General features: G+C 44.1%; 9 protein-coding genes and 2 pseudogenes. 2 read left to right on the forward strand and 9 right to left on the reverse strand.

Annotation, left to right across the window (positions count from 1 at the left end; all coding sequences use genetic code 11):
- The 7 genes from ACRC32_RS02690 to ACRC32_RS02720 form a co-directional block, all read right to left on the reverse strand.
- The coding region (locus ACRC32_RS02690; protein WP_438552533.1) for a GTP-binding protein at positions 1 to 117 on the reverse strand (117 nt) is incomplete at its 3' end.
- A gap of 97 nt (positions 118 to 214) precedes the next feature.
- On the reverse strand, positions 215 to 2290 hold the full coding sequence (fusA, locus tag ACRC32_RS02695) for an elongation factor G (RefSeq protein ID WP_438552528.1): 2076 nt from the start codon (positions 2288 to 2290) through the stop codon (positions 215 to 217).
- A 133-nt stretch (positions 2291 to 2423) separates the two neighbouring features.
- Positions 2424 to 2894, reverse strand: a complete 471-nt coding sequence (gene rpsG / locus ACRC32_RS02700; protein ID WP_015156709.1) for a 30S ribosomal protein S7 — start codon at positions 2892 to 2894, stop codon at positions 2424 to 2426.
- A gap of 301 nt (positions 2895 to 3195) precedes the next feature.
- Positions 3196 to 3570: a 30S ribosomal protein S12 gene (gene rpsL / locus ACRC32_RS02705; protein WP_015156710.1), complete on the reverse strand. Its 375-nt coding sequence runs from the start codon at positions 3568 to 3570 to the stop codon at positions 3196 to 3198.
- Positions 3571 to 3767: 197 nt separating this feature from the next.
- Positions 3768 to 4109, reverse strand: a complete 342-nt coding sequence (locus tag ACRC32_RS02710; RefSeq protein WP_438552529.1) for a HesB/IscA family protein — start codon at positions 4107 to 4109, stop codon at positions 3768 to 3770.
- Positions 4110 to 4200: 91 nt separating this feature from the next.
- On the reverse strand, positions 4201 to 4620 hold the full coding sequence (locus tag ACRC32_RS02715) for a phosphomannose isomerase type II C-terminal cupin domain (RefSeq protein WP_317109260.1): 420 nt from the start codon (positions 4618 to 4620) through the stop codon (positions 4201 to 4203).
- A 348-nt stretch (positions 4621 to 4968) separates the two neighbouring features.
- Positions 4969 to 6933, reverse strand: coding sequence for a phosphodiester glycosidase family protein (locus ACRC32_RS02720; RefSeq protein ID WP_438552530.1), 1965 nt, complete (start codon positions 6931 to 6933; stop codon positions 4969 to 4971).
- A 157-nt stretch (positions 6934 to 7090) separates the two neighbouring features.
- Here ACRC32_RS02720 and ACRC32_RS02725 point away from each other — a divergent pair.
- A pseudogene (locus tag ACRC32_RS02725) lies at positions 7091 to 7513 on the forward strand (bestrophin family ion channel).
- A 45-nt stretch (positions 7514 to 7558) separates the two neighbouring features.
- Positions 7559 to 8897, forward strand: a pseudogene (locus ACRC32_RS02730) (IS701 family transposase).
- A gap of 159 nt (positions 8898 to 9056) precedes the next feature.
- On the opposite strand, the gene ACRC32_RS02735 reads toward ACRC32_RS02730, so the two are convergent.
- Both ACRC32_RS02735 and ACRC32_RS02740 read right to left on the reverse strand, forming a co-directional pair.
- Entirely contained in the window at positions 9057 to 11390 is a 2334-nt protein-coding gene (locus ACRC32_RS02735; protein WP_438552531.1) for a GumC family protein, read from the reverse strand.
- A gap of 57 nt (positions 11391 to 11447) precedes the next feature.
- Positions 11448 to 12815, reverse strand: a complete 1368-nt coding sequence (locus ACRC32_RS02740) for a glycosyltransferase family 4 protein (protein WP_438552532.1) — start codon at positions 12813 to 12815, stop codon at positions 11448 to 11450.
- Between the last annotated feature and the right edge of the window lie 330 nt (positions 12816 to 13145).

Consider the following 13145-nt stretch of genomic DNA (forward strand, 5'->3'; position numbering starts at 1 on the left):
CAAAGCTGCTAGGGTCATGGTGATAGCTGCCGTCAACGTGGTTTTGCCATGATCGACGTGACCAATTGTACCAATGTTGACGTGAGGTTTAGTTCTCTCAAACTTTGCGCGTGCCATGAGTTCTCGGTTCCTTTTTTATGAAAAGCGATTAGCGATTAGCAATTAGCAATTAGCGATTAGCGGTTAACTAACAGCTAACAGCTAACAACTCCATTTATGTCCCTTTGCTTTTAGCAATGATTGCTTCAGCTACGTTGCGAGGTACTTCTTCATAATGGCTAAACTCCATTGAGAAGATACCCCGACCTTGGGTTTTCGAGCGGATATCTGTAGCATAACCAAACATTTCTGCTAGCGGAACCTTAGCAGTCACTTTGGATAAGCCTTGTTCCGATCCCATGCCTTCGATTTGACCACGACGAGAGTTAAGGTCGCCCATCACATCCCCCAGGAAGTTTTCGGGGACTTCAACTTCGACTTTCATCATTGGCTCCAGTAGCACTGGCGATGCTTTTGCTACTGCTGCTTTCATTGCCATTGAGCCAGCAATTTTGAAAGCCATTTCCGACGAGTCTACTTCGTGGTAAGAGCCATCGGTCAATGTCGCTTTGACATCAATCAGCGGATACCCAGCTAGTACGCCAGATTCGCAAGTTTCCTTCATCCCCTGTTCTACAGGTCCGATGTACTCTTTGGGTACAGAACCACCAACTATCTTAGAGACAAATTCAAACCCACTGCCTGGTTCGCCTGGTTCTAGGTCAACGACAACGTGACCGTACTGACCTTTACCACCACTTTGACGAATGAATTTCCCTTCTATTTTCGTGACGTGCTTGCGAATGGTTTCGCGGTAAGCCACTTGTGGCGCTCCTACGTTTGCTTCCACTTTAAATTCGCGGAGCATCCGGTCTACCAGAATTTCTAGGTGGAGTTCGCCCATCCCAGCAATTACGGTTTGGTTGGTTTCGGGATCTACGTGTACTCGGAAGGTGGGATCTTCTTCGGAAAGAGATTGCAGCGCTTTGGACAATTTATCCATGTCCTGCTTGGTTTTTGGCTCTACTGCCACCGAGATGACTGGCTCTGGGATAAATAGAGATTCCAAAATGACTGGCGCACTGTCGTCACAAAGAGTGTCACCTGTCAAGGTATCTTTGAGTCCTAATGCCGCACCTAAGTCACCCGCACGCAATTCTTCAACGTCAATCCGGTCGTCTGCTCGCAATACTACTAGACGAGAAATTCGCTCTTTCTTGTTCTTAGTAGCGTTGAGGACGTAACTACCTTTTTTCAACACGCCAGAATAGACGCGCACGAAGGTGAGGCGACCGTAGGGGTCAGCCATGATCTTGAAGGCAAGCGCTGACAGTGGTGCATTGTCATCAGCAAAGCGCTCGACTGTCTCGCCGTTGACTGTCGTTCCCTGAATTGGCGGAACTTCTGTAGGTGCTGGCAGGTAATCTACAACACCGTCTAGCAAGCGCTGCACGCCTTTATTTTTGAAAGCAGAACCGCATAATACGGGGACAATCGTACCCGCAATTGTGCCTTGTCGCAGCCCTTTACGGATTTCAGCTTCAGTCAGTTCTTCACCTTCTAGATATTTCTCTAGTAAGGCTTCATCTGTTTCTGCTACTGCTTCAACTAGCTTAGTGCGATACTCTTGTGCTAGCTCTTGCAGATCGGCAGGGATATCAACTTCTTGAATATCCGTACCTTGATCGTTGCCGTAGATGTAAGCGCACATCCGCACGAGATCGATAATGCCTTTGAAGTCGGTTTCACTACCAATGGGTAGCTGAATCGGTACTGCGTTGGTGCGGAGGCGATCGCGCACCTGATTGTATACTCGGTAAAAATCTGCTCCAGTCCGATCCATCTTATTGACAAAGATGATGCGTGGCACTCTGTACCGATCTGCCTGTCGCCAAACTGTCTCTGTTTGAGGCTGTACGCCACCTACGGAGCATAAGACTGTGATTACGCCATCTAATACCCGCATGGAGCGTTCCACTTCAATCGTGAAGTCTACGTGACCAGGAGTGTCGATGATATTAATTTGATGGTCTCTCCAGTTGGTGGTGATCGCAGCAGCAGTAATTGTAATGCCACGCTCCCGCTCTTGAGCCATCCAGTCAGTTACCGCTGTTCCTTCGTGGACTTCACCGATCTTATGGATCATTCCAGAATAGAACAGAATTCGTTCTGTCGTTGTTGTCTTGCCCGCATCAATGTGAGCCGCAATTCCAATATTGCGGATTTTTTCCAGCGGAACGGTACGTGCCACAGCTACCTCCTTGAGTAGTTTTTGCCGCAGGTATCTCTATATTACTCTCTGTTAAGATTCTATACTTTTAGGGAAAGCCGCCACCAAAATAGGGGGATATTGCCTAGTCTTATCGCTTTTTCCGAGCAACTTTTTAGTAGCGGTAGTGAGCAAAGGCTTTGTTGGCATCAGCCATCCGGTGAGTCTCTTCCCTTTTGCGGATCGAACTACCCGTCTCATTAGCAGCATCCATCAATTCGTTCGCCAACTTCATAGACATAGAACGACCGGAACGCTGTCTAGAAAATTGGATCAACCAGCGTAATGCTAGTGCCGTTCCCCGTTCTGGTCTGACTTCCATCGGTACTTGGTAGGTTGCTCCTCCCACCCGACGAGCTTTGACTTCTACTAAAGGTGTAGCATTCCGCACGGCTTTCTCGAAAGTTTCCAGCGGATCGTTGCCAGTACGCTCTTCGATTGTTTTCATCGCATCATAAATGATTCTTGCTGCCAGCGATTTCTTGCCACTGCGCATAACGCGGCGCATCATCATACTAATCAGGCGACTGTTGTATACAGAATCGGAAGGGATGGGGCGCTTTTGCGCTACAGCACGACGGGACATAAGTTATTCTTTACGTTTAGTTTGATTGGGGTTGGCAACAACAGAACTAAGTTTTCATGACATGGTGGCTTTGAGGTAACTAGCACAAGGCAGTTGAAAAATCTAACACCGTTTATTGCGTTGCCGCGATCGCACTTTTGCTTAGCCGAAGCTTTAGCTATTATGACGATAGGTAAAGTTTACTAGTTAGATATGCCGTTATTTTGCCTGCTGGCGCTGAGTTTCATTCCGGTTTTAGGCATCTCACCTCAAAAAAAGTAAAAAATCCTATAACCGCAATGATGTCAGCAGCAGAATTACCTTACTGCTTTGGTCTCTTAGTTCCGTACTTCGAGCGTCCTTGTTTGCGGTCTTTTACTCCAGCGGTGTCCAAAGTACCGCGAATGATGTGATACCGCACGCCTGGTAGATCTTTTACCCTACCACCACGAATCATGACGACGGAGTGCTCTTGCAGGTTATGTCCGATACCAGGAATATATGCCGTAACCTCAAAACCAGAAGTTAGGCGAACCCTAGCAACTTTTCGTAGAGCTGAATTGGGCTTTTTCGGTGTGGTCGTATATACTCTTGTACAAACGCCCCGACGTTGCGGACATTGTTTCAGAGCAGGGGATTTTGTCTTCTTTTTCGCTACTTGACGTTCGTTACGGATGAGCTGCTGTATGGTTGGCATGATTTACAGCGCGTAGTTTTAGCTGCTTAAATTTAACGATCTATAATTATACCGATTTTAGTAAATTTATGTCAAACAGGAGTCAGTTATCGTAGGGGCGGCTTTAGCAAATAGATGCCTTTGGTTAAAACTCGCTCGTACAGTTGTCAGTGGTTAGTTATTAACTATCTAAAGTAGAAATGTAGTATATCGTCTCTCTATTCTTTAGTGTCTACTTCCATAGTAAAGGAGTTGCCACAACCACAAGTCGCGATCGCTTGAGGATTAGAGAAGCGAAATCCCCCACCCATTAAGTCTTCGGAATAATCGAGTTTTAAATTTTGAATGTAGTTTAAGCTGTCGGCATCGATCGCTACAACAATACCGTTGCAGTCTAGAATGCAATCGCCCTGCTCTGTTGCCTGGTCAAATCTCAAATCATAAAACAAACCAGAGCAACCCCCAGCTTGCACGCGCAAACGAAAGAAAGCGTCGGGGTTGCTCTGTTTAGATCGAAGTCGTTGAATTTCTTTAGCAGCAGAGGGACTAATTTGAATCATTGAACTAGGGAGCAGGGAGCGCACCAGTAGGAGGACACGAAGAGTATATATGGAATTGTACCTCTTACCCCATACTCCTTATCTTCTACTTCTAGCCCCTAGAATAGTCATCTTGAAATCGGACGATATCGTCTTCGCCCAAGTATTCTCCGTTTTGTACTTCAATGAGTATCAGGGGGATTGCGCCGGGATTTTCTAAACGATGGGAGGTACACTGAGGTACGTAGGTAGATTGGTTGTTACAAAGCATAATTTCGCGATCGCCGCACAAAACCTTGGCAGTACCAGAAACAACAATCCAGTGTTCGCTACGGTGGTGATGCATTTGCAGGCTGAGGCGATGCCCTGGTTTCACTTCAATTCGCTTAATTTTGTATCCGCGCCCTTCTTCTAATACCGTAAAAGAACCCCAAGGGCGTAATTCCGTAGCGGCAACGCTTTTAGGAGCAACTGCGGTAGGAATCGGTAGAGTAGGTGCGTGAGCCTGGGAAGTTTCTTGAGTTTGAACCATGAATTTTTCTCCTGATAACTGTTATCCACTATTAAAAATAAAAGGAACCAAAGCAAAAGACAGTGACAGTAATAACCGCAGCAATAGCAATAGTATGTCGAGTATAGCCTTAGCCCAAGATAGCAGACTTCTTCCAAGGAGTGTCATCAGTAAACTTGCCGATTAGTATGGGCTACATCAACTCTTTACTTACTAGTCGTTAAGCTTTAAATAATCTTCATCTAGTAAATTCTTACTAACTGCGGGAGTCGGGAGTCGGGAGTCGGAGGACAAGGGGAGGCAAGGGGGACAAGGAAGCAATTCTAGTCACCAGTCACTAGCCGCTAGCGACTCCATTTCCACCACTCACTACTCACTTTCTAGAAAAATTCCCAACCCGTTGTGAACGCGAGCTGCGGTGACAGGAGAGCGATTGACGAGTTGTCCCCCTAAGTAAAGGCTGGTGGAACTACCTCCATCGAGATTGAGAGCATCAATACTACCCAATTGCTGCAAGAGCTTGGCGGTTTCCCATAAAGTAGAACCAGTCCCACCAACTCGGTTGTGAACTGTAGCAATGAGCAAGTTCCCTGTTGCCGTGACACCAATAGCGCTACGCACGGCGGTTTGGCGGCTGAAGGCATCGCTGAATCCTTCTGCTTTGGCGTTGAGAACGATTTGGCGGTTTTGAACTAATAATGGTCCAGCGCCGAGCGCGTGAGGGTATTGAGCAAACTCGGTCGGAACAGTGCCATCGGTCAAGCGTACCAGCGTGCCAATAGGCAGTAGGTTAGCAGTACTACCAGTCCTGAATGCGAGTAAGTAACCGTTGAGTGGGATGGGAAAGGCTGTTTTTCCGGCTAAACCGCCTGAAAGATTAGCGGTAACTTGATTATTTTGGACGATCGCGATCGCTTCGTTATTCGTCAAGGGCGTATAGGTAGTTCCCCAATCAGAGGTATAACGGGAAATTCCTGCTTGAATGTAGCCGCTATTAAGATTGACAATTGGTAAACTTTGCCCTGTAGAAGCGATCGCTGTTTCTTGTCGTTGCAAGCGACCGATTTTAAATTGTCCGGCATCGTTCCAAGCGATCGCGCCTCGGTTGAGAATTGGACTAGACAGCCAGCGCCCCTCGCGACGAATTGCCCCCAAGGGTAATTTGTTGTTGCGGTTGAAAAATCCGGCGTTAATAGCAGCAGCAGCTGTGTAACGTTGAGCGGTGGTCAAAATCGGGGCAGTGCCAATCAGAGAATTTGCTGCACTCCAAATTGGTCTGAGGGCTAGCCCCGCAGTGCGGGGATTGACCTCTAACCATGTCACGGGAAAGCGATCGCGACCTAAACTAATATACTTTTGTTGCCAACGCAAGCCTCTAGCCCACAGAATATCGCGTTCTACCATCGGATCGGGGCGTAAATCGATAATGATGCGGTTAGGTTGGCTGAGGGTACTGACGCGGGGAAAGATGCCCACAGGTAAGCTGAGATCGATCGTCGTGAGATTCGCACTCGTGCCTAATTTAACCAGGGGAGTCGGTGAAATCTGACTCCGTTTTGGCAATTGGATGGCTAGAGTAGCGTTTAACTGCTGGACTAACTCAGGGTTTATGGTAGCGTCAATCGCAATTTTCCATTGTTGATATGGAGGTGAGAGGGTGGAGACTGCCTGAGATGGTAATTGCTGTTTTGGATCGTCTGGGAGTTCGGCAAGCGGCACTTTCGGTTTAGTGACTGAACGCTGTTGTGTTAGTTGCCAGGGTGTAGGGCGATCTAAATCTACTACCAAGCGATCGCCCCAAGTTTGTTTACCCTGGCGCAGCGCTGTAACCTTTGCGGCTGGCGTAGTAATTCGCAGAATGTCACCTTCGCTTTGCAGTTGCCAACCTACTTTCGCTGCTAATTGAGATAGATCTAAATAACGATACGTGCCACTGTGCCAGATGCTTGAGACGAGTGGTGGAGCATCAGGAGTCGTAAACCACCGAATCGGTTGTCGGTTCACATCCTGAGTATTCAGTAAATCTACGCCCAGTTGCATCAATCCTAGATCGCTAATTGCCGTTTGAATTCTATTTGTGGCTGGCTGCGCTTTCCACTGTCGCCAAGCTGCGGATAGAATGCGACCGTTTAAGGAGATGCGATCGCCTGCTGCAAGTAGCCCATTTGGTGTAGAGGGGAGGCTAGGGGCATTTTGCGGTACGGATGATGGCGCAACGGTTGGGGTTACAGGCGGTTGAAGTTGAGCATTAGCAGCAGTGAACGTCAGCCACGGTGCTGTAGTTAGCAACCATAATAATGCTGAAGTGGGCAGCAAACAAAATTTTCGTTTCACAGCAGGAGTCAGGATAGAGCAGGGGTTCGGGTGCATTAGCACAAGTAGCTATTCCTAACATAAAGATAGCTAACGGTCAATTGTATGACAGTTATCAGTTATCAGTTGTCAGTAACCAACAATCAATCTTACACAAATAACAAATGACGAATGACGAATGACGAATGACAAATCATCAATTCATCTACGCAACTTAACTCGCGACTTGTGGATTGGAGGTTATTTGCAGGAGCAACACGATCGCGATCGCTTAAAGATTTATCAATTAACATCACTGCAAAGATTAGTAGACCAGTTAGTAAATATTTTAGGAGGTTGCGAACGTATCTTAAAAACACCACTACCTTCAATCGATCCATTAATTTTGAAAAATTTGGCTTTGGTTTATTGCCTTGTTGCTCCTCTAAAAATGGTGAAAGAAATAAATTAGTTTATTAGCAGCATTATTACTTTTGTTAGTTTCGTCTTATTAAGTATTGAACAAATCGGTTCTGAAATTGAAGAACCTTTCGGACACAATGCTTGCGATCTACCGATCGATATTATTTGCAACACAAACGCTCTTTCATCACTCTTATGAGAAAATAATAGGATAAAGCGTCGCTACCCCTTAGTAGGACGATGATTGAGCAAGCGAGTTGCTGTACCTACTATCAAATTTGTTGACGATTATTGTGAATGGAATAGACATTTATTGCCTCCAGGTGCGAAGTTTTGAAGCATTTAAGTATCTTCATGTTGGGATGATTTCAGATAGCTAACGTAAATCATTACCAGCAATTGCGCTCATTGGTCGGATTCAGTAACGAGCCAGGTTTACTTCATTTCTTAACAGAATCACCCTGGGAAGCAGCGCAGTTGCGAGAAGAAAGATCAAACTTATTTTTGACGTGTTGGCGGGACGAGAAAGAGTTCTAATTATTGATGAGACAGGAGCTAAAAAGAAAGGAGATACCACTGATTATGTCAACCGGCAGTACATTGGAAACTTAGGCAAGGTTGAGCCTGGAATAGTTGCAGTCACTGCATATGGTTTGTGTGAGGGAATGACATTTCCACTGACAGTTGAAGTATCTCAACCAAAAGAAAGGTTATGCTCAGACGATCCAGATGAAAGTAAACCTCAAATCGCCGCGAGAATCATTCGATATTTGCCACAATTAGGATTTCAATTTCAACTAGTGTTAGCTGATAGTCTGTATGGAGAAAGCCATCCTAATTTCATCCGAGTCTTAAATGAGTTTCATCTAAATTATGCTATAGCAATTCGTAGTAACCATGCAGAATGGTTGCCTCAAAGCAAGTCAGTGAGGCAAAATTGTGCGAGCTATGAAGCGAATCTTCGCAGATAGCAGTAAGCAAATACGATAGATTTGAGAGCTAATTTTCGGTAAACGTCGAGAGGTTCAATACTGGCTTATTACCACTGACCCAGATAAACTACCAGAAAATTCCACTTGGTACGTTATGACAAAAATCCCAGGTGTAAAGTTCCCGGAAATTGGGAACATCTATGGGTTAAGGAACTGGATAGAATCCGGGCTGAAGCAAAGCAAAAACGAGTGAGTATTGCTGATGGTCGCGTCACAGATTACAAACAAATTCAGCAATGGTGGGAATTGGTAATGAGTGCCTATTTGATGCTCAGCCTGCATTCAAAAACACTCAATCTCTCTAGAGAATCAGAGCCTGATAATGCCGCTCCCAATCTAGACAATCTTATCTCTAAGTTCGCCACTTATGAGTGGTGGAATACAGATACTTGTTGGAAAAACTCACTGAATAATTTGCGTCTTATTATTCAACCATTTGTTTTATTCAATTTACTTAACCCGTGGTTGAAAGTCTTTCCTAATCCGCTATTATCTTTTGGTTTTTGGCAACTCATCACTTTAATGAGTTTCTTTAGAACTCTTATTTCCAATCATACTAAGCAAGACGATTTCTTATTTTCTTCTGCCTAGAGTGATGAAAGAGCGATATCCCGCATAATGTGGAAGATCTAATTGCTCTAAGCCCTCATAATGGTAGTAGTAGTAGAGTGCGCTAACATAGTCGAGCGAATTCAATTCTGTAGCACACCCCACAAGCAAAAATCTAAAATCAGCGTATCCAAAATGAACCTATTCTGCTACCCGAGTCCGAGGTTGATAGTAGTAGTGATAGTAAGAAGTTGTAGCTTTATAATCTTTCACCCCGTTACAAATTGCACCTAAAACTTGAGTGCGAGATAGTTTTAACTGATCGAGGGTCTGCATTAGCATCGCACGGTCAGTTTTATCCATCCGCGTGACGATCGCAATTCCTGCGGTTAGAGGAGCAAGCAAACTCGCATCTGCTAAACCTAATAGTGGTGGAGTGTCGTAAATCACTAAGTCATACTGCTGCCGCAACTGCTCCATGATGTTGCGCATCTTGTGAGAGGATAGCAGTTTGGTAGGATCGGGAGGAATTTGACCTGCGGTTAAAACAAACAAGTTCTCCCAGGCAGGCGATCGCTGAATTAAATCGGTAACTGGTACGTTAGTTGTAATTGCATTACTCAATCCCGTGTCATTGGATAGATGTAGAATGTGATGAATCTGCGGTAGGCGTAAATCTGCATCGACTAGTAACACCCTGCGTCCCATTGCTGCTGCTGCTTGGGCTAAGTGAGTTGAGATAGTAGATTTACCGTCAGCGTGGACGGAAGAACTGATGACGAGAGAGTGGATCGGTGTATCGGAACCTAAAAAGCCGATGTTAGTATACAGCGATCGGAAAGATTCTAAGAAAGGGAAATAGTGGTAACCGTAAGCATTTCTGTTGAAACGCGACCTGTTGTTCTCTTGCCTCTGATTCGTTTCTCCATCTGCCAGATGCTGACCCAGGTTTTTATGGAAAGGAATTATGCCTAATATTGGTAGCTTTGTCGCTTCTTTCAACTCATCAGGTGAATGAACGACATTATCGAGCCTTTCCACGAGTAGCGCTGCTCCAATTCCAGCTAAGATACTAGCTACCGTGCCTAAGATGAGGAATCGTGGAACGTTAGGAAAGATAGGTATAGAAGGTAGCTGAGGTGGTGAAATGAGTTGCCAAGGAGTCTCTTTTTGAGCATTTTCAATTTGCAGCGACTCCCGTCTTTCTAGAAAACGGTTCAAACTTTCAGTAGCAATAACTAACTCTCGCTGTAAGTCAGTGTAACGACGTGCCAAATTTGGCATTCCGTCGATTTCTCGATTTAAGCGATCGAGTGCTTGGGTATTCTTCGCTGCTCTGACTTGGAGTATGGAAAGTTGGCTTAATACTGACGTACGTTGATTTTCTAGTGCCTGCACTCCCTCTTTTTGTAATAGTGGCAGCAAACTTTCCCGTTTCTGTTTCAGTGACTGAATGTACGGGCTATCTACTCGATAAATAGTTGCATTCTTGGCAATTTCAGTATCTATATTCTGCAACTGAGCGAGTAAACTCTGATATTGAGGAGCATCTTGCTGGGCTTGCGGTGATATTGCACGACTGGGCGAAGAAGATTCATCTATAGCCGCGATCGCTAGCGAGTTTTGAGAGTGGTCAACTGTTGATTGTTGCTGCGAAGTTCCCACCCCATGACGAGCTTTTGCTTCCAGTTCTAGCGCTAACTTAGTACCAGATTTACTTTGCAATGCATTGTAGAGTTTCTGAGCTTCCGCTAAATCTTTTTGAATCTCTAATTTCTGAAATTCTAAAGTGCTGTATTTTTCAAATAGCTGTCCCGTTTTTTCTTCTGGGGAAAATAAGCTGTACTGTTCTCTAAATCTTTGTAATTGCAATTGCAAGCTGTTGACTCGTGCTTGCAGTTGAGGTAACTGAGTATTAACAAACTGAATTCCCTGGCGTAGATTTGTTTGCTGCTCCTGTAAACTGTATTTTAAATATCCTTTAGCTAGCTGCTCTAGAACAAATTGAATTTTTTCTGGATTGGAATCTCGATAGCTAACTTCTAAAATTTTTGTTTCTTGATAGCGAGAAATTTTCAATTCCTCTAGTAAAGAATCGTAATTAATATCTGGATAACGAACCGAAATGTTTTTAGCGATAGGAACCAGAATTTCAGGGCTACGTAAAACAAGAATCTGTGTATTGTAATCCAAAGATTCTTGCCCTTTTGGGCTAGCATTCACAACTGGAACGTTTGATAATCCCGATAATTTATTTTCAGCCTTGACTGGCTCTACCAATACCGATAATTTTCCTTCATACTTGGCTGGTTGAGTTAATGTCCATACCCAGGTAGTAACGCAGCAAGCGATCGCTACACTAGCGATAATCGGCGCTCGACGACGTACAACTGCCAGGAGCTGAGACAAACTCCATTCTTCTGCTTGAGGTAACTCTGAGTAGTGTGCAACATAGGATGGCAATGACATCTGTGAGTACTTACCATTTCTTTCTGTTGCTAAATGCTGAGTTCGATATTGCTCTTCCATATTCATGTCGTTATTAGGCAGTTGATGAAGGAAAAAACAGGAATAGCCCTGCTCTAGTAAGCTTTAGCTTTCTTCTGTCACGGCTTCCACGCTATTATTTCTAGAACGAACAATTCGTCTCTTTGCTGTTAGAACTGCTTGTTGTAGTACGCTTGAGTACTGCTTGGCAATAATTTCTGGCGTGAAATTGAATTGGAGATATTGCCGACCTGCCATTCCCATTTGTTTAACAAGTTCGCGATCGCTCTTTAGGCGGCGAATAAATTGAACTAAACCACTGGCATCACCTGAATTAAAAGCAGCACCGCAACCGCTTTCTCTTAAGAGATGTCGTAAATAGGAATGGGTTTCGCAAATGGCAGCGACGGGACGACCAGCTGCTAGAATGCCATAGAGCTTGCTCGGGGCGACAATTCCTTCCATTTTAGGACTAATACTGACCAAAGATAAATCGCAAGCTGTTAGCGAATATGGTAAGTCTTGTTTATCTTGATAGGGTAAGAAGCGACAGTTATTTAAACCGAGTTTTTTGACACATTCAAGACTAGATTGAAATTTTGCTCCTCCGCCAATGAAAACAAACTGAATTGGTTCATCTTGCAATTGTCTAGCTGCTTCTAGAATTGTATCTAGTTCGTGACAGCGACCCATGTTGCCAGAGTACTGCACGGTGAAAGTATTGACCAATTCGTACTTTTGCGCAAACCAATTATTGTCTTTTTCTATCGGTACAATCCAGTTGGGATTAGCCCAATTATGAATAACTACAATCTTGTCACTCATTTCAGGAGAGTGAGATAAAACTTTCTCCCGCATGGTTGAGCTGAGAACAATAATTTTTTCTGAGTTTTGCCAAACTTTTTTATTGAGTAACCTCCACCATTTTACTAACCAATTTTTCCTAGAAAAAATATCTAACTCAACTGCAACATCAGGATATAAATCGTACATTAAACAAACGTAAGGAATACCAAACAAGAGTTTGGCTATGTAGCCGACAATTGGTAAAAAGGCTGGTGCAGTGGTTAGAAGTAGGAGATCTCCACGGTTCTTTTTATTTAATAAGTGTAAGATAGCTCGGAAAAAGAACAAGCAACCATTAATGGCTTTGCCTCGAATCCGTGCATTCCACATTCGAGAAGTGCGCGATCGCCGAATCAGGATTTTTTCAGAACGTTCTATACTAGGAGCTGCATGTTTTTTAAATGCATATCCTGGCTGTCCGGTAAAAACCCTTACTTGAATCCCTAGTCGTCCTAAATTCACTGCTAGTTCTTCAATGAGTTGCCCTGTAGCAGCATAGTCTGGTGGATAAAATTGCGTAATAATATTTAAGTTGAAAGAAGGTGCGAGTTCTTTACTTTTGCTCTGAGCCGGCAAAAATATTTTGAGTTTTTCAATTTGCTCTTGCTGTACGTATTTATCTAGCATCTGAAGCTCTGCCTACCTCTGCCAATGCGATTAATTTGTTGAAATAGTGAGGAGTGCAAAGGAAAAGCACTCAATTTAAGTGAAAGGCAAAGCTACACAAAAGACTATCTGATAAAATTAAAATTCTCTCTGTTTAAGTTAAAAGGCTATTTTGCTAGGTGATTTAAGGTAGCTTTACACAATCGAACTTGAAAAAATCTAACTTCGACCTAGCTTTATGTCCAAGTGTGGTTTTACTGAGAATTCAATTGGAGTTTAACAAACTCCCTAGTTCTTTTCAGTAGAAATACTGAAATTTAAGCGTCTATACTAATTCTAAATCTGCCGCAA

Origin of the sequence: Chroococcidiopsis sp. (assembly GCF_051657925.1) — a bacterium.
Taxonomy (GTDB): domain Bacteria; phylum Cyanobacteriota; class Cyanobacteriia; order Cyanobacteriales; family Chroococcidiopsidaceae; genus Chroococcidiopsis.

What these genes read in the sequence shown, in the direction of transcription:
- ACRC32_RS02715 (WP_317109260.1), bottom strand. Translation starts at nt 4,620, where the DNA reads ATGGTTCAAACTCAAGAAACTTCCCAGGCTCACGCACCTACTCTACCG.
- ACRC32_RS02710 (WP_438552529.1), bottom strand. Translation starts at nt 4,109, where the DNA reads ATGATTCAAATTAGTCCCTCTGCTGCTAAAGAAATTCAACGACTTCGA.
- rpsL (WP_015156710.1), bottom strand. Translation starts at nt 3,570, where the DNA reads ATGCCAACCATACAGCAGCTCATCCGTAACGAACGTCAAGTAGCGAAA.
- ACRC32_RS02735 (WP_438552531.1), bottom strand. Translation starts at nt 11,390, where the DNA reads ATGAATATGGAAGAGCAATATCGAACTCAGCATTTAGCAACAGAAAGA.
- ACRC32_RS02740 (WP_438552532.1), bottom strand. Translation starts at nt 12,815, where the DNA reads ATGCTAGATAAATACGTACAGCAAGAGCAAATTGAAAAACTCAAAATA.
- rpsG (WP_015156709.1), bottom strand. Translation starts at nt 2,894, where the DNA reads ATGTCCCGTCGTGCTGTAGCGCAAAAGCGCCCCATCCCTTCCGATTCT.